The sequence below is a fragment of the Caulobacter sp. KR2-114 genome (assembly GCF_049446115.1).
GTDB lineage: Bacteria > Pseudomonadota > Alphaproteobacteria > Caulobacterales > Caulobacteraceae > Acaudatibacter.
This window is the reverse complement of sequence record NZ_JBMSEC010000001.1, coordinates 271,404-287,354: the sequence shown is the minus strand read 5'-3', so window position 1 is coordinate 287,354 and position 15,951 is coordinate 271,404. Positions and strand designations below refer to the sequence as shown.

Annotated in this window: 11 protein-coding genes; 5 read left to right on the top strand and 6 right to left on the bottom strand. The window is 66.8% G+C overall.

All coding sequences use genetic code 11. From position 1 onward, the window contains the following. Positions 1-5: 5 nt before the first annotated feature. The 3 genes from ACO2Q3_RS01170 to ACO2Q3_RS01160 all read right to left on the bottom strand — a co-directional run bounded on the left by ACO2Q3_RS01170 (position 6) and on the right by ACO2Q3_RS01160 (position 4,709). Positions 6-2,936 (bottom strand): TonB-dependent receptor, encoded by a 2,931-nt coding sequence (locus ACO2Q3_RS01170; RefSeq protein ID WP_423304533.1) that lies wholly within the window; start codon positions 2,934-2,936, stop codon positions 6-8. A gap of 274 nt (positions 2,937-3,210) precedes the next feature. Beyond that, complete coding sequence (locus tag ACO2Q3_RS01165; protein WP_423304532.1) at positions 3,211-4,212, bottom strand: FecR family protein; 1,002 nt, start codon at positions 4,210-4,212, stop codon at positions 3,211-3,213. 11 nt (positions 4,213-4,223) lie between these two features. Then, a complete protein-coding gene (locus ACO2Q3_RS01160) occupies positions 4,224-4,709 on the bottom strand; it encodes an RNA polymerase sigma factor (RefSeq protein WP_423304531.1) in 486 nt (161 codons plus the stop codon). Between the two features lie 184 nt (positions 4,710-4,893). Between ACO2Q3_RS01160 and ACO2Q3_RS01155 the strand changes: the two genes are divergently transcribed. Both ACO2Q3_RS01155 and ACO2Q3_RS01150 read left to right on the top strand, forming a co-directional pair. Next, positions 4,894-5,229: a helix-turn-helix transcriptional regulator gene (locus ACO2Q3_RS01155; RefSeq protein WP_423304530.1), complete on the top strand. Its 336-nt coding sequence runs from the start codon at positions 4,894-4,896 to the stop codon at positions 5,227-5,229. Between the two features lie 136 nt (positions 5,230-5,365). Then, positions 5,366-6,094 carry a DNA -binding domain-containing protein gene (locus ACO2Q3_RS01150; RefSeq protein WP_423304528.1) on the top strand — a complete coding sequence of 243 codons (729 nt, stop codon included), beginning with the start codon at positions 5,366-5,368 and terminating at the stop codon, positions 6,092-6,094. Positions 6,095-6,215: 121 nt separating this feature from the next. On the opposite strand, the gene ACO2Q3_RS01145 is transcribed toward ACO2Q3_RS01150, so the two are convergent. Genes ACO2Q3_RS01145 through ACO2Q3_RS01135 form a run of 3 tightly spaced genes read right to left on the bottom strand, consistent with a single transcriptional unit; the run spans position 6,216 to position 10,468 of the window. Beyond that, the gene (locus ACO2Q3_RS01145) at positions 6,216-7,925 is read right to left on the bottom strand and encodes a DUF262 domain-containing protein (RefSeq protein WP_423304527.1); all 1,710 of its coding nucleotides are present in this window, start codon (positions 7,923-7,925) and stop codon (positions 6,216-6,218) included. Positions 7,926-7,936: 11 nt separating this feature from the next. After that, a complete protein-coding gene (locus tag ACO2Q3_RS01140) occupies positions 7,937-9,199 on the bottom strand; it encodes a hypothetical protein (RefSeq protein WP_423304525.1) in 1,263 nt (420 codons plus the stop codon). A gap of 3 nt (positions 9,200-9,202) precedes the next feature. Beyond that, entirely contained in the window at positions 9,203-10,468 is a 1,266-nt protein-coding gene (locus tag ACO2Q3_RS01135) for a DNA cytosine methyltransferase (protein ID WP_423304524.1), read from the bottom strand. A gap of 573 nt (positions 10,469-11,041) precedes the next feature. Here ACO2Q3_RS01135 and ACO2Q3_RS01130 point away from each other — a divergent pair. The 3 genes from ACO2Q3_RS01130 (at position 11,042) to ACO2Q3_RS01120 (ending at position 15,891) form a co-directional block, all read left to right on the top strand. Next, positions 11,042-12,004 carry a trypsin-like serine protease gene (locus ACO2Q3_RS01130; RefSeq protein ID WP_423304523.1) on the top strand — a complete coding sequence of 321 codons (963 nt, stop codon included), beginning with the start codon at positions 11,042-11,044 and terminating at the stop codon, positions 12,002-12,004. After that, positions 11,992-14,082, top strand: a complete 2,091-nt coding sequence (locus ACO2Q3_RS01125; protein ID WP_423304522.1) for a S8 family serine peptidase — start codon at positions 11,992-11,994, stop codon at positions 14,080-14,082. Before ACO2Q3_RS01130 ends, ACO2Q3_RS01125 begins: the two co-directional genes overlap by 13 nt. A gap of 951 nt (positions 14,083-15,033) precedes the next feature. Beyond that, positions 15,034-15,891: a S1/P1 nuclease gene (locus tag ACO2Q3_RS01120; protein WP_423304521.1), complete on the top strand. Its 858-nt coding sequence runs from the start codon at positions 15,034-15,036 to the stop codon at positions 15,889-15,891. Positions 15,892-15,951: the final 60 nt, after the last annotated feature.

The window sequence follows — 15,951 nt, the reverse complement described above, 5'->3', positions numbered from 1 at the left end:
GGGTGCTACCAGGCCTTGGTCAGCTGGAGGCTGGCCAGCCGCCCGAGGGCCGTGGCGTTGGCCGGGTCGTAGCCGATGCCGAACGGTGAATTGTAGAACGGCGGATCGGTGTCGAAGAGGTTCTGGATCGTCAAGCTGAGCGAGAGGCCGCGCAGAGGGCCGCTCGCCGCCTTCGGCTGCCAGCGCAGCTGGACGTCCGCGGTGGTCCAGCTGTCCACCCGCCGGCCGGTCGGGTCGTGCCCCGGGCCGACAAAGTTGAGGCTGAGGCTGGCGGCGACCGGTCCATGCGTCCAGGTCCCCGTCGCCCGTCCCCGCAGGTCCGCCGGGTAGCCGGCGATCCCGGCCAGCGCCACCGGTGTGGACAGGGGCGTCACCTTGCGTTCGTAACGGTCCAGCCAGGAGACGTCGGCCTGCAGGTCCAGCCGATCGGCGCCGATCGTGGTCGAGTAGGCGGCGGTGAAGTCCACGCCCTGCACGTCCAGCTGGCCGGTGTTCACCCAGCGCGCGTCGGCGATGGCGCCATAGGCGGTCGCGGGGAACAGGGTCGGGGCGATGGCGCCCGGGTTGGCCAGCAGGGCGTTGACCTCAGCCAGATCCGCCGCGCTGGTGGTCGGGTTCACCAGGGTCCGGAACGGCGCGAGCTCCGGCGAGGTGAGCACGGTGGTGATGTTGTCGAGCGCCGGCTGGGCGATGCGGTTGTTGAAGTTGGTGTCGAAGAAGGTCGCGCCGAACTTCAGCCCGGGCAGGGCGGCTGGCGTCAGTTCGACGCCCGCGGTCCAGGAGGTGGCGGTCTCGGGCTTGAGGTTGGGGTTGCCGCCGATCAGGATCAGGCTGAGCACGCTGCCGTTGGGGCCTGGCAGGAAGGTCGGCGCGATCCGGTAGGGATCGTTCAGCTCCGGCAGGTTGGGCGCCCGAAACGAGGTCCCATAGCTGGCCTTGATCGCCACGCCCGTGAGCGGCGACCAGATCAGGCCGATCTTGGGGTCGGCGGTCGAGCCGATGGCCTGGTAGTTCTCGTATCGGCCGGCCACCGACAACTCCAGCCGCTGAAATCCTGGAATGGCGTTGGCGTCGCCGAACACCGGGATGTTCAGTTCGCCGAACAGGCTGCGCACGTCCCGGCCGACGTTGCGCTGCGTGATCGGCGTCGGGGTGGCGGCGTTCTCCAGGCTCTCGCCGCCGGTCTTCAGGGTCTCGCGACGCAGCTGGCCGCCGATCGCGAGCCGGACGGGGCCGCCGGGCAGGCTGAAGAGCGCCCCGTCCGCCTGGATGTTCAGCGACATGGTCTGGCTTCGGTCCTCCCGGTGCTCGTAGCCGGAGCGGATGAAGTTCAGGATCGAGGCCGGGTTGGAGCCCTTGCCGATGAACGGGTTGAAGAAGCCGTCCGTCGAGGTCTTGAAGGCGGTGGCCGGGTTGTCGGGGGTGTTGCCGAGCGCCTCGTCCAGGAAGGCGCTGTCGACCACGTTGGTGAGGTTGGTGACCCCCCGCTCCTGGGCGAAGGCGCCATAGGCGTCCAGCCGCCATCCCGCCGGCAGCCTGGCGTTGGCGCCGAGGCTGAAGGCCATGCTCTCGGCGGCGCCCTTGGTGACCGTGCCGCCCAGTTCGTCGGCGAAGGAGTAGGCGACCAGGGTCGAGCCGCCGCCCGTCGGCGACAGGAAATACGGGTTCGCCGGGGTGATGGTGAGGGTGGTGGTCGATGGCGTGCCGATCGACCGGAAGGCGCGGTGGCTGTAGCGGGCGTCTCCCGAAATCTCGACCGCCTCGCCAAGGTCCTGGCCGAACACGGCGTAGATGCTGTGGCGCTGGCTGCTGGGCAGCAGGTCGTAGAGGCTCTGCTGGTTCTCCAGGTTGACCTGGGCCGCCTGCAGGTCGCCGGCGGTCAGGCCGACGCCGTTCTGGCCGCCGGGGATGGCGTAGAGCGGGACGTAGGCCGTCCCCGCCGCATTGAGGCCGAGCACATTGCCGGGCTGCGAATAGTACTGCCGCCAATCGCTGCCGCCGAGGCTGCGGAGATCCGCGTTGCCGGCGAAGGCGCGCCGGTTGCCGGGCAGGTCGCCATGCGCCTGGTACTCGTAGGCGACCAGGGCGTGGCCCGTGGACCAGGTCTTGCCGAAGGTCTGCGCCACCTGTTCGGTGGCGTATCCGCCAGCCGCGCCGCCGACGGACGCCCGGGTCTCGGCGCCGTCGTAGTGGCTGCGCATGACGATGTTCACCACCCCGCCCACGGCGTCGGACCCGTAGAGGGCGGAGGCGCCGTCCAGCAGCACTTCGACGCGCTCCACCGCCGCCAGCGGGATCGAGGAGACGTCCGCGAAGTCGCCGGTCGACCCCGTGCCCGCCATCCGCCGGCCGTTCACCAGGACCAGCGTCGCCCCGACCCCGAGGCCGCGCAGGTTCACACCGGTGGCGTCGGAATCGTTGGTCCCGCTCTGGTCGACGTGGGTGGAGAAGGTCTGTTCGCTCGCCAGGCCGCCGAAGGACTGCGGCAGCGCCGATAGCGCGCCGGCGACGCTGGTGTACCCGGCCCTATCGATGTCGTCCCGGCCAATGATCATCACCGGAGACGCGCTCTCGTGCACGCCGCGGATGTGGCTGCCGATCACGACCACGTCGTCCAGCTGGGTGGGCGCCTCTGGCGATGGCTCCGCGGCGACGCTCGCGGTGACCGGATCGATTGGCTGGACGGGGGAGGCCGCCCCCTCGGCCTGAGGAGCCTCGCGGGTCTGGGAGACGGACACGGGGGCCCGGACGGGCGCGGCGCGCCGCAGCACCAGCACGCCGGGTTGCGGACTGTGGGCCTCGAGGCCCGTGCCGGACAGCAGCTGGTTCAAGGCCGCGCTGGGCGTCATCTCGCCCACCAGCCTGGCCGCGCGCAGGCCGGCGACCTGATCGCTGGTGAAGAAGATGCGCAGCCGGGTCTGCGCCGCCAGGGTCATCAGCGACCGGTCCAGGGGACCGGCCGGGACCGACACCCTTACCGTGGGCTCGGCCGACGTTAGCGGGCCGGCCGCGAGGGCGACGCCGGCGAGCGGCCCGAAGGCCAGAGCCGACGCCGCGCAACAGAGAAGAAGACGACTACCGATCCGCCCCATGAAGACTCACCCCTCGGCCCGACCGGACCGCCGGGGTGGCGGGTCCTTCTGGTCGGGACTGGCGGGTGAGACGCAAACGGACGCGCGAACCCCTAAGCGGCCTGTCGAAAAAATGTCGCTACTCGTGCGAGGACGGTTGCGGCCGCAGTTCGACGCCGCCGTCGGCCTGGCGGTGCGCGGAGAGGTTCAGGCTGTCCGCCGCCGCGGCGACGAAGCCGTCCACGTCCCCGGTATCGAAGGCGCCGTTGACCCGCACAGTCGCGGGCGCGTCGGCGGCGAGGGTGATCTTGCGCCGGTTGTAGCGATTGAGTTCGGCCGCCGCCTCGGCCAGCGGCGTGTCGTGGAAGAAGATCCGTCCGGTCGTCCAGGCGGTCGCCTGCTGCAGGTCCGCATGCGTGGGCGCCGCCGCGGCCCCACGGCGATCGACGCGGATGTGCTGGCCTGGCTCCAGCGTCCAACTCGCCGCCCTGACGACGGGGGAGGTCACCTGGACGCGACCCTGGGTGAGGGTGACGTCCACGCCGTCCGGCGACCGCCGGACGTCGAACTCGGTGCCCACCGCCCGCACCTGGGCGCTGCCGGCGTCGACGATGAAGGGGCGGGCGCTGTCATGGGCGACCTGAAAGAAGGCCTGGCCATGTTCGAGCGTCAGCAGCCGGCGCCTCTCCTCGAAATGCACCCGCACCCTGCTGTCGGTGTCCAGCCGCAGAGACGAGCCGTCCGACAGCTTGATGGTGGTCTGCTGCCCGATCCCCGTGCTGTACTCCTCGCCGCGGTTCAGCAGCAGGAAGAGCCCTCCCGCCAGGGCCGCGACCACTAGGGCGCCGCCCGTGAAGAGAAGGGCGCGACGGGCGCTCAAGCCGTCGGCCAGGGTCCGCCACCACGGCCGCCGGCTGATGGCCTGCTGGACGGCGGCGCGGATCTCCGGATCGCTCCCGAGGGTTCCCGCCAGCCCGGCTACCTGCTCGACCCGTTCGTAGGCCGCCCGGTTCAGCGGATCGCGTCGCCAGGTCCAGAAGCCGTCGAGCGTCTCATTGGAAATCCGCGGGCTGCTCATCCGCGTGAACCAGTCCGCCGCCTCGTCGGTGCGCCGGCGCGTCTCCCGTTGCTCGTCGCTCATGGCGCGGTCGCCTAGTCCTTCATCGCTGCGACGCACTGAGCGAGGGCCTTCCGCATCCGCCATTCTACGGTCTTGACCGAGATGCCGCGCAACCGGGCGATCTCCTGGTGGGTGAGGCCCTCGATCTGGTTCAGCACAAAGACATCGCGCAACTTGGGCGGGAGAGCCAGCACGATCTGCTTGAGCAGCAGCGCCTGCTGCTGCTGTGGCGGGGTAGGAAGCACTTCGGTCTCGGGCGACGAAGCGGATGCCTCGACTTCGCGCCGCGCCCGCCGGTTCTGGTCTATGGCGAGGTTCTTGGCGACGTGCATCAGCAAGGCCCGCGGGTGCTGGATCGCCGCGTCGCCCTGGCGCCGCGCCAGCTTCAGGTAGGTCTCCTGCGCCAGATCCTCGGCCGCTTCGGCGCCGTAGCGGCGCTTGAGGACAGCCGCCAACCAGCGGTGGTGCCGCTTGAAGAGGTCTTCCAGCACGCGGCTCTGCGTGCGCGGCGCGTCCAAGGGGCGTCCAAATCCGTCCATACTGCCTGGCCCTGTCAGGGTTCGGCCCACAGGTTCGTACAACCAATGTGTGTTGAAAACACATAAAGCGACAATTGGTGTGTTTTGCTTTCCTCTGTGTCCTGAGCGCGCTGCCCGAAAGTCCCGCGACGAGTTCGCGAGGTGGTTTGGGTGGATGTCGACATTGCGGCGGCAGGTTGGAGCTCTGGTTCGTCATCACCGCGAACGCTTGGGCCTCACACAGGCAGAGCTCGCTGACCGGACGGGAAGATCACTTGAGACCATCGGCGGCGTCGAACGCGGCCGAACCGCCCCGAGTTTCGAGACGCTCCAAGACTTAGCGGATGCGCTGGGCGTGGCGGTGCGTGACCTCTTCGGAGTCGGTGATTTCGCGGCAGAGGCGGGCCGCAATGATCCGCTCGTTCGGCTGATCGAACGGGTGTCCGGGCTGAACGATGACGACATGGATTGGCTCGACCGCGTCGTGGCCTCGATCCTGGCTCGGAAGTCCCGGGCCTGAATGCTGCGGGCCTGACCCCGTAATTGCGGGGGTGATAACCCGAAACGCTGCGGGCGCTCCCTGAAGTCTCTGCGACTCGGCGGCCTGCACGCATCTGGCGAGTGCGCGGACGGTTTCGATCTGACGTCATCGGTCCATGGCGACGTCCGATGGCCTTGCGGGACACGACAGTCCCGGCGGCGGGCGCGGGCGGGACCCTGCGCGCCTGAGCGCTGCGGACTACGCCTGGGAATTCCTACGCCGCAATCCGGACTATGTGGCGGACTTCGCAAACGGGGGCGGTGCGGCGGACATCGATCCGCGGTGGGGGCTCAGATTTGGGACAGATCCCCAAGACGCCGCGCCCGACGCCGAGGTGTTCTGGCGACCCGAAGTAGCGCCGGGGTTCGTGGTGCCGTTGGTAGCGGGCGGGGAGGGGCAGGGGGCGCCCCGGCGGCCACTCCGTGCCGTGGGGGGCGTGAGGCATGCGGAGGATGGACGGCATCTTCGGCTGGCCAATGGCCTTCAGCTGTTCCTGCGTGGCGAGGCCAGGCCGGATGGCCCGCTCGTCGTCGTGTTGGCCTTTGATCGTGACTACGGACTCCGGGTCCGGGCGGCGGACGCTCTGCACAGAAGGGCTGGACCGTCAGGGGGAGGGATGTCTGCGCTTCGCCGCCGTCGACTGGCGCAAGCCCTGCGCGCCCTTGACGGAGCCCGCGGGGGCGCAAGCTACCGGGCCATCGCAAAATCCCTGTTCGGCGAGGCGGTCGTTGAGGGCGAGCCGTGGAAGACGGCTTCGGTGCGGGACGCCACGATCAGGCTCGTGCGGTTTGGTGAGCGAATGATGCGGGGGGATTATCTGACGCTGCTGAGAAGGCGGGGGTAGGGCCCTAAGGCCGAGTGGCCTAACACTACAACGTCGGACTTGGGCTCATCAGCGAAGTTCGGAAGATCCGCTAGTCTAGGTGGCACCCTTGCGCGGTGACAAACCTATGTAGGGGCGCAGGCTACGCAAAGCGCCACGCATTGACGGCGAGCTGCGCCAAAGCCTGCTGACGCGCCTCAATCTGTGGTCGCGCCCAGCCGGGGAATGCGCCGACACTCTTCGTCGTGAGCAGATTACTCTCCGCGAAGGTCGACCGCTTGTCGGCGAATCCTTTGCGGCCGAGGTCACGATTTACGTGCGTCAGCAGGCACAGATTACCCAAGCTATAGGTGCAATCCTCGGCCAGCGCCTCGTCGGTGGCGAGTTCGTCGGCCCATTCGGGCCCGGGGTTGCGGGGAAGCACGTGTTCAACGGTGAGCTCCCCGGGCGCAAGCTCTCGAGCCATTCCACCCTGCTCTAGTCGGCGGGCCTCGCCCTCAAGCTTCACCAGATAATACTTTGCGAGGGCATTCTTGCTTTCTTGGCGGTAGGTGAAGGCCGACCGGAACTCGTCGTCCGAGGGATAGAGTTCCTTCATTTCCTGGAACACGGCGGACGCACTCGTCAGCTCGCCGGTGTAGATATCCTTGGCGACGGTCGCGGCGATACTCTCCATGCGTCCGGTCGCGCCGCCGCCGATCAGCTGGTAGCGGACGACAATCACTTCCAGGAGCCGCAGCAAGCGCTCCATCTCGCGCGCTTCGAACCTAGCGATCGCTGACATGATCACTGGGTGCATGATTGCGCCGCCGACCTGGCGCAACGCACGTACTGACGCGCGGACGGCCTCAGGATACTCGGCCCACACGGGGTCGTCGGCTGAGCCAATGGCGGCGTAGTGCTCGGCAGCGTTCAGCATGTCGCGCGACAGCTCGATCGCCATCGCCGACGCGACGTACTCCTTCTTGAAGGCGTCGAAGAGGTTGTTTGAGCGGATTCGGCCGTGTCGGGACGTCCAGAACACGCGCAAGAAGGTGTCGGCACTGACGTTGGAGAGCGTCGCCATCATCTGATGCCAGCGCCGCTCTAGGTCTCGCATCTGGTCGCCGTCTTGGATACCGGCGCTGCGGTAGAGATGGTTCTTTATCAGGTCGAGCGGCGAGAGCTCCAGGCCGCGATCGTTCAGTGTCTCGAAGATCGTGTAGGCGGCATCCTCGCTTTCCACGAGCAGTCGCACGGCCTTGACCTTGTCGCGGATGAACTTGACCATTTCCATGAGCCGCGTTGCTGCAGCCTCGGGCGAGCCCTGGTTCGAAGCGATTTTGTCGATCCGGGCATGGGCGTAGAGAGCGGCTTCGAGAAGCCGGCGGTTCGGATCCTGCCGCTTGAGGGCGTCCTTCGCGGCGGTGACATCTTTCGCCGCGACCGACTTCAGCACGTAGTCCGCGAAAATCTGGTTGTTGGCGGCGTTTAGCGTCAGCCGCGGCGTCAAGTCACGCTGTCCGAGCTCACTCCGGCCGATGAACCAGTCTTGGATCTTCTGGGCATCGGGCTTGTGGTCGCTGTACTGCTGGAGCCAATTCCGCACGGCGGCCAGGATTATGACGATGGTCGCCAGCCGCTGCTGCCCGTCGAGGACCTTCATCCGTTCGCCGTCACGCAGGAAGACCATAAGACCCAGGAAGTGGGCGCTGCTGCCCTTGTTGAGCGCCTCCTCGATGTCGTCGAACAGCTGCTCGACTTGGTCGACTTTCCACGAATAGTCGCGCTGATGGTTCGGGACGACGAAGCGGTCGTCCTGCAGCATCTTGCCCACACCGTCGGCGGGCGCCTCTCGAATGGCCTCGCTCATTCCGCCCCTCGCTAGCCCTCGTCCGGCTCTTCCCCGTGCACTGCGTCGGCCCCTGGTCCGGAATAGTCTGAAACCGCCTCGGCGTCCGTGAGCGGGATTTCGGCAGCGCGCGGCTTGCGACGGCGTCCCTTCGTTGGGCCGCCTTCGGGCACGGCCACCTTGATCGTGCGCGCGAGTTCGGGCCAGAACATCTTCACGCGGCGCGAGAGGTTGGCCAGGAACCCAAACTCGGCATCGATGTTCGAGAGCGCCGCCTCAGGAGCCACCTCGAGCGCCCAGTGTGAGATCGAGGGCGCATCGGTCCCGATCATCTGTTTCAGGCGGATCGGGGAGGGTGTCATCGGCGAGGTCGCGTCGGGCTCGAACACATAGATCCACGCCGGGCACGGATCGAGGCGCGCGCGCCCGGGTGCGAGCAGGCTCATCGTCCCGTCCACCTCCGCCTGCAGGGTGGGGCCGCCCAGGTGGCGTTGCCATGAGTCCCAAACTGACTGCGGGATCGCCAGCACACAGCCGACGCAGCGATCGTGCTGCCCCAGCTGGAACTTGAAGATCATCTGGTAGAAGGTCCGCTTGAACACATTGGCGATGTTCGGGCCCTCCACCCCGTGGGAGAGCCACCACTGGTTCTCCTGGACGGTGGGGCCGAAGCGAGCCGGATGCATGCGCAACCCGTCCGTGAGGTTGCGGACGGCGTCGCGATAAGAGCCGTGGAAGTCCATGGTCTGAATTTCCAGAATCCCGAAGCGGCCGACGTGGGGCGCGCCGTCTTCCATCTTGATCTCGACGATCGTGACGTCGAACGAGAATTCCGGCGAGCGCTCAGAGGGCGGGATTGAGAGCTCGCCCCCGGTCTTCTTATCAAAGTAAATGTAGACAGGCTGGCCCCGGCTCAGTCGCGCTCTGATGTCGTCTCGGATCGTTTCCTTGGCCAGGGTCGACGCGGGCGTGACGAAGATGTCCGTGGCCTCGGGCACAGCGAAGAGCTGTCGCGTCGATCGTGCAACAAGATCGCCGCTGAGTGCGCGATAGGGGCACACGAGCCAATCCTGACGCGCGCCGTTCGAGAGCGAACTGATCGTGCAGACGCCTTTGGCCGCCGCGGACTTGATGCACGGGCGGTCTTCGGTCGTGGCGCTCGAGAGGAACGGGCAGCGTCCGCTTTGCTGGTCGGCCACCGATGCGACCGTCGAAATCACCGCCGGATGAACGCGATGGCCGAACCACTCGCTCACAAAGTTGCCAGGCTCTCCACGGCTCTTCTTGCTCGCCATGGTCTACTCGGCCGCAAGCAACGGGGGCGTGGGGAGGCGGTAGCGTGATTTCACAGGCGGGCGCCGTTCCGCCACCTCGGCCTCGAGCAAGCCCTTGAGCTCGGCGGCGACCGCCCGTCCCAGGAGGGGCGGAACGGCATTGCCGACCTGGTCGTATTGCTGGGTGTTGCTGCCTTCAAACACGAACCAATCGGGGAAGCTCTGGATGCGCGCCGCTTCGCGGATGCTGATCGTGCGGTGCTGCTCGGGATGAGTGTATTCACCCGATTTCGGGTCACGGAAGCGCGTGATGATTGATCGCGCAACACCATCCCAGGCCATGCGCCGGTAGCGGCGAGTATGGTCTTTGCGATGCGCGCGCTGCATCCCCGCCGGAAGCAGTTCACGCGGCAGATCGCGCCAATCCTGTCCAGGTTTGAGCGCTTCGATCCGCGCCAGGTTCTGTTTTGACAGACGAGGCGCGTAGTGGTTCGAGAGCCCATCGCTCTGGGCACGCATGGCCATTTGGTAGAGCCCACGGGGCGCTTGGTCATAACGCTCCTGCCGAGCGCCGGCGTCGACTGCGGGGAGATCGCCGATCGCCTCGCCGATCGTGACGAACCCGTGCATGTCGGCGGCCCTGATCGTCCGGTTCGGCACGAGATCGCCGATCCCGGCGCGACCGTGGGTCGGCACGGGGAAGCCGCCGCTGCGCTCCTCATCGATCCGCCAACCGATGAAGAACATCCGCCAGCGCATTTGCGGCACGCCATACTGGGCTGCGAGTAGCTCGGCACACTCCACGGCATAGCCGGCTTCAGCGAAGCTGCGCCCGATGTCCTTCAACACGGCTCCGCCAGCCAGAGTCGCAAGGCCGGGCACGTTTTCGATGACCACGCAGCGCGGTTTCAACGCGGCGGCGATGCGCAGGAAGTGTTTCACGAGGCCATTGCGCGGATCCCAAACCACGCGCTGGCCGATAATGCTGAACCCCTGGCACGGCGGGCCACCGACGAGGAGGTCGAGCTCACCCGGCGCCAGGCCCGCCTTCTCGAGGATCAGCTCAGGAGTGAGGGCTTCCACCGCGGCGCGCACGAACGGGACGTTGGGCATGTTGCGCAGGTGCGTAGCTTCGCACGCTTCGTCGATGTCTGAGGAGAACCGAACATCAAAGCCAGCGGCGAGTAGGCCAAGCGTGAGGCCGCCCGCGCCCGAGAAAAGGTCGATGGCACTCGGCGCATGCGGTACCGGTCGCGTGGGCTTCGCAATTGCATAATGATTATGGGCCATCACGAAGCGCGCTCCGGCCGCCCAAAGGTCAGGGCAACGCCGGCGTCGCGGCTGCGGTCAGCCCGCGGCCCACCGGCGCATCGCAGGGTTCCAATGATGTGTTGGCCTTCGGACACCGGTGGCCCCCAAGAATCAAAAATCACGTCGATCATATGCGAGCCCGGCTCTAGGGACGACGTCGCGTGAATGCGGAATTTGTCGCGACAACTACTCTAGTGCCTCGGAATGGAACGTCGGGTGTTAGATGGCTGCGGCCTGCGTCAAAAGCGGACGTGCAGCTGAACTATCGCGGGAACTGCAACTGCGCTCGCCGCTGAGAGGTCGCTCGGAAGGTTCGCTTTTCGGTCATTCGCGAGGTCCGTCTCCCGACCAGACGGCGGTGACGAATTGGCTATTGAGCCGGAGCATGATGGGGGGAGGGTGAAACAGCCCATGAAAGCCGAAGGCAGCCAATCGTATTGCGTTGGCGATGCGGGGACGTGCTTGATTGGGCGAGGGCTCCTCATGCAGAAGCGCTGGTGGTGTCGGGAAATGGTGCTACCATAGGGTGATCGTCCCAGGGTGGAGGGGGGAGTGCACCGCTACGACGCGTGGCGTTTGGGGTGCGTAGCAGCGGGCGCGAGCACGCTGACCGTCTCCGCCTGCGCGCAGCAGGCGCCGTCGCAGCCGGCCGCCGACCCTACGGTGGATTTTGTCCTCGTCACCACGGTGCTTCCAAAGTCCCGCACCCAAATCATCCACGGCCAGCAGGTCGACGTTAAATCGAGATTCTGGAACACGGTTGTAGTCACCCCGGTCATCGGCGCTTCGGGCACCGTCCGTCCCGTCGATGAGCGATGCACTGGCGCGCTGGTGGGCCCGGTGGTGGTGCTCCTGGCTGCACATTGCCTCGATCAGCGCGATCCCAAGGGTGAGCTGAGGGCGGCCTACCTCTCCGTGGACAAGGAGCGCGTGCGCATGACGTGCGCGCTCCAGCCGGCCTATCTCGATCCCCCCGACGCCGGAGCGCCGGCGCCTCGTCGCAGCGAAGACGTGGCGCTTTGCTTCGCCAAGCTCGACGAGCCTCACCCCGCCATTGCGCAGATGAAGTTCGAGAACATCGACGTCAGGCCCGTCAAGCGTGGCGATCCGGTGTTGCTGACGGGATACGGCTGCACCGACATCCAGTCCCCCACCGTCATGAACCAGACGCTCGCGATCGGCGACACCGAGATTGGCTATGCGCCGGACGGTGCCGGGAGCATGGGCAACTATTCCATCATCACCGCCACCGAGACCGATCGTCCGGCCCTCTGTCCCGGAGACTCGGGCGGTCCACTGATCACCGGCGCCACAACCAGCCACCAGGACGTCCCGCGCAGCGTCAGAGGGGTGAACTCGACGTTCCAGCACGGCGGCCCAGGGTATCTCTCCCGGGTGGCCATGCTGAGTTCACCTCAGTTCGCGGGGTGGGCGAAGACCTGGGTCTCGGGATTTTCAGGCGCCTATATCTGCGGCCTCTCCGATCCATCGGTGGCGACCTCATGTCGCCCGTAAGGATCCTGGTCGCCAGCGCGATGATTGTGCTGCTCGCCGGTGACTCGGTCGCCGCCGAGGACCAGGTGATCGTGGCGCGGGCCAGTTCGGCGGTGCTGGACGCTGAAACCGTTCGCCTGGTCGCGCGGCAATTCAAGTTCACCGAGTTCTCCGGCGGCCAGCTTGAGCAGGCTCCTACCCTTACCCTACGGCAAGAGATCACCCAGCTTTGCGGAGCGGTCTCGCCTGCATACCTCGTTGAGTTCCAGACCCTGAACACGGGCGCGAAATACAGCTTCGACGCGCCCTTGGGGACAGCGGCCGATACGTTGAAATGGCCGGCCTGCCTGAAGGTTTCGCTGCTGCCCGTGACGCCCCGCCCCGGTGAAATCGCAAGTGGGGCGGCCGCGGACTTCGCGGCCATCAGCACTGCGCCCGCCGGCCAGGAACGGCGCCGGGTCCTGCAGTCGTTTCCGGCCGCCCTGAACCGGTCCGTCCAGCAGTTCCGCGGCGTGGTGACGACCCCCGTCGAACTTCGGCCGATCGAGGGGCTGACCGCAGATGATGCGGCGCAGAAGTTGATGGCCCTGCAGACGATCGGCGGCCAGCCTGCGGCGGCGGCGTTCGTTGCGACCCCGATGAGAGGACGGATCCTGGAGACGGTTGCCGATCCCACCCGCGGCGGAGCGGCGGGTTCGACCTGTCCCGCCACGAGCTCAGCGGTGGATGCGGCGCTGGTCCAATCGGTCTTCGACTGGTCGCAAAAGCGGCGCGACAAGACCCGCCGGGCGGGGTCCGCCTCGATCTACGTGGTCGACAACGGCTTTTTTGGCCTGGAGCGACACGGCTCACGCTTCGCGAGCTCCTTTCCGCCGTCGCTCTTTCTGAGGTGGTCGAACTCCGAAGGCGTAGTTGGTCCGGTCTCCAGGTTTGGGCCAAGGACGGTCTGGCCGAACAACTACAAGAACGACGCTTTCGCCGCTCAACCCGACAGTTTCACGCCGGACGACGACGCCTCCCATGGCACCCACGTTGCCGGCCTGGTGCTTGGCGGGCCCGACTTCCAGACGCCGCGGGACGCCCTCCTCCAGGACTCGAGGCTCGACCTTACGATCATCGCGCTGGGTGCGGGCGAACACGACCTGGTGGAAAACAGTGAGCAGGGCCTGCAGCCCCTGCTCACGAACGCCATCGGCGACCGACGTGAGCTGAGCATCGTGAACATGAGCGTCGCCTACCAAGGCGGCGGATCCCGCGGCTATTTCCAGAGCCTCTTCGCGACGATGGGCGACGCTCTCTTCGTGGTCGCGGCCGGAAATGACAGCGAGCCGGCCACCGTCGCCCTGGAATTCCCAGGCGCCCTTGGGGACCGGCCCAACGTGATCTCCGTGGCGGCTCACGATGCGGCCGAGCCCAGCCGCTTGGCTTGGTTCACCAACTACGGTCAAAAGTCGGTGGATATCGCGGCCCCTGGGTGCGGGGTGCTGTCATGGAAGGACGCCGACCACCAGGTGGCGCTCAGCGGCACTTCGACAGCCGCCCCCATCGTCACCTTCGCCGCGTCCCTGCTGGCGTCGCTGGATGGATCGCTCAAGCCCGCGCAGATTCGCACCCGCATCCTGATCTCCGGAGAGCTGCTGGGCGGCGCTCAGGTACGCTGGAACTTGGTCTCCGGCTCCAAGCTCGACATTCCTGCGGCCTTGCTACTCTACGACGACCTGTTGAAGGTCCGCATAGCTGATCCCGGTGCGCCAGGCGGATACCGGGTTGAAACTTGGATCGGCCAAGTAGAGGACAGCTGGGGGCTGCGCTGCGTCACCGACGGGGCGAACGTCTCCCAACGCGACCGCGACAATCTCTGGGCGTTCAAGCGACAGGAAGGGGAGGCCTGGCTCTTTGTGGACCGGCCAGGGGGCGATTTTACGCCCTGTCCCATAGCGGCGGGTCCGCCAGCCGGCAGCACCAAGGCGCCGATGATCACATTTCGGAGGACCGCGCGGATCGTCGATCACGCGGTTGTGCCCGACCCTGCTCCGCTGCCGCCTCAGCCCAAGGACCTGAGCGATGTCGAGGCGATCGTCTTCAGCGGAGTCAACTAGAGCAAGGCAAGGAGGGGGCTATGCGAAGAGCGATTTTGATGGCGACCACATTGGGGCTCGGCGCAGTCGGCGGCTGCGCCACCATGCCTAATGTCACGCTCAGCTAGCCATCGCGATTTGAGTGATCTTGGAGAGGCCAAGAAATTCCTTCGCCGCATCCAGTGTAAGAAGTCCGCCAAGCGCTAAGGCTGCCGCTTGTATTGGCTCATTCGCCCCTCCACGCCGTCGAAGTTGGAGTGCTGATCTCCAATCGTCGGCAATTCCTTTCCCTAGCTACACAATGACGCGAACAATTCGGTTTGCGCAATCGTTACTTGCGTACTGCTCAACGTGCAGAAGCCGGCTGAGCTCGAGGCGGTCGCTAGGCTGCGGTCGCCTTTCGTCAGCCCATCGTTTTCGTTCTCCTTGCGAAGGCGCGTCGCGATCCCGGCATCGCAAGGTAATGCGTCGAGCGTGGCAATGAAGCTGTCTTCATTGCTCACCCAGGCCAAGCCAAGGCGGGCCCGGTAGGAGCTGCGACGTTCGCCACGATTGCCGACGGTGAAGTAACGACGAAAGTCCGCTTTTCGGCGTTCTCCCAAGGTCCGTTGTTGTTGAGCGTTTCGGATGGCGGCCCAGCACCGATGTGGGGTGCGCCACGGGGGTCGCCGTCCGGAAGCCTTCAGGGGAAGAAGCCGCGGTCAGCCGGCAGCGCCTATGGGGATTAGGCGCCGGCGCTCGGGGTTGACCGTCGTGGGAGGCGTGGCCGGTCGTTCGGTTGGGCGTCTTGGGGTAGTCGGAGGCGTCCTTGCCTGGTGCGGTGGTCGTCGCCGGACATGCAGTGGATGAGGCCTTGGGCGGCGTGAGGCGCGGGGACGCCAGCGTCGGCGCGAGAGCGCGGCGTTGGGTGACGCTGGACTATGCGCGTGCGCCGAGCGTCGGTCATGAGCTGTCGATCCAGATGCGGGCGCGGTGCGCCTGTCCGTTGCCGTCGCGCTCCTGACCGCCGCCGCCAGCCCTGCCGCGGCCTGGGGCGACGTCGGCCACAAGGTCACCGCCCTGATCGCCTACCGGCATCTCACGCCGGCGGCCAAGGCGCGCGTCGGCGCCCTCCTGGCGGCCGACTCCGACACCCTGAGGCCGCCAGACATCGCGAGCCGCGCGACCTGGGCGGACAAGTACAGGACGCACCACCGCGAGACCTCTGAGTGGCACTTCGCCGACATCGAGATCGATCAGCCTGAGCTCGACGGGGCATGCGCCGGGGTCCCAAAGCTCGCCCCTGGGCAGGTCGCCAGCGCTGGGCCCGCGAAGGACTGCAGCATCAACAAGGTCGGCGAGTTCGAAGCCGAGCTCGCCTCCCGCGACGGCACCGCCGACGAGCAGATCATCGCGCTGAAGTTCCTGATCCACATCCTGGGCGACATCGATCAACCGCTGCACAGTTCCGACCACCAGGACGAGGGCGGCAACTGTGTGGGCCTGGCGCCAGAGGCGGGCGGGTCGAAGAACCTGCACAGCTTCTGGGACACCGGCGTCGTGAAGACGCTCGGACCTGTGCCGGAGGCGATCGCCGACAAGCTGGACACCGAGACCACTGCGGCGCAGCGGAAGGCGTCGGCGAGAGGTACGGTCCGATCCTGGGCGCTGGAGGCCTTCGCGATCGCTCGAAAGGATGCCTACGCCCTGCCCAGCCGGCCGACGCGCGCTGACAAGGGCTCTGTCACCGTGTCCGATGCCTATCAGGCGCAGGTCCAGCAGGACGCAGAGCTGCAGCTGCGACGCGCGGGCGTCCGTATCGCGGTCGTACTCAATCGGGCGCTGCGCTAGCCGCGCGGTGAGCACGTCTACAGCTTGTAGTCTGGCTGGGTCAGTGCGAGCTTCGCCTCA

Excerpts from the sequence above, each read along its gene's own strand:
- ACO2Q3_RS01135 (WP_423304524.1), bottom strand. The coding sequence starts at position 10,468 with ATGGCCCATAATCATTATGCAATTGCGAAGCCCACGCGACCGGTACCG.
- ACO2Q3_RS01145 (WP_423304527.1), bottom strand. The coding sequence starts at position 7,925 with ATGAGCGAGGCCATTCGAGAGGCGCCCGCCGACGGTGTGGGCAAGATG.
- ACO2Q3_RS01150 (WP_423304528.1), top strand. The coding sequence starts at position 5,366 with ATGGCGACGTCCGATGGCCTTGCGGGACACGACAGTCCCGGCGGCGGG.
- ACO2Q3_RS01170 (WP_423304533.1), bottom strand. The coding sequence starts at position 2,936 with ATGACCCTGGCGGCGCAGACCCGGCTGCGCATCTTCTTCACCAGCGAT.
- ACO2Q3_RS01125 (WP_423304522.1), top strand. The coding sequence starts at position 11,992 with ATGTCGCCCGTAAGGATCCTGGTCGCCAGCGCGATGATTGTGCTGCTC.
- ACO2Q3_RS01140 (WP_423304525.1), bottom strand. The coding sequence starts at position 9,199 with ATGGCGAGCAAGAAGAGCCGTGGAGAGCCTGGCAACTTTGTGAGCGAG.
- ACO2Q3_RS01165 (WP_423304532.1), bottom strand. The coding sequence starts at position 4,212 with ATGAGCGACGAGCAACGGGAGACGCGCCGGCGCACCGACGAGGCGGCG.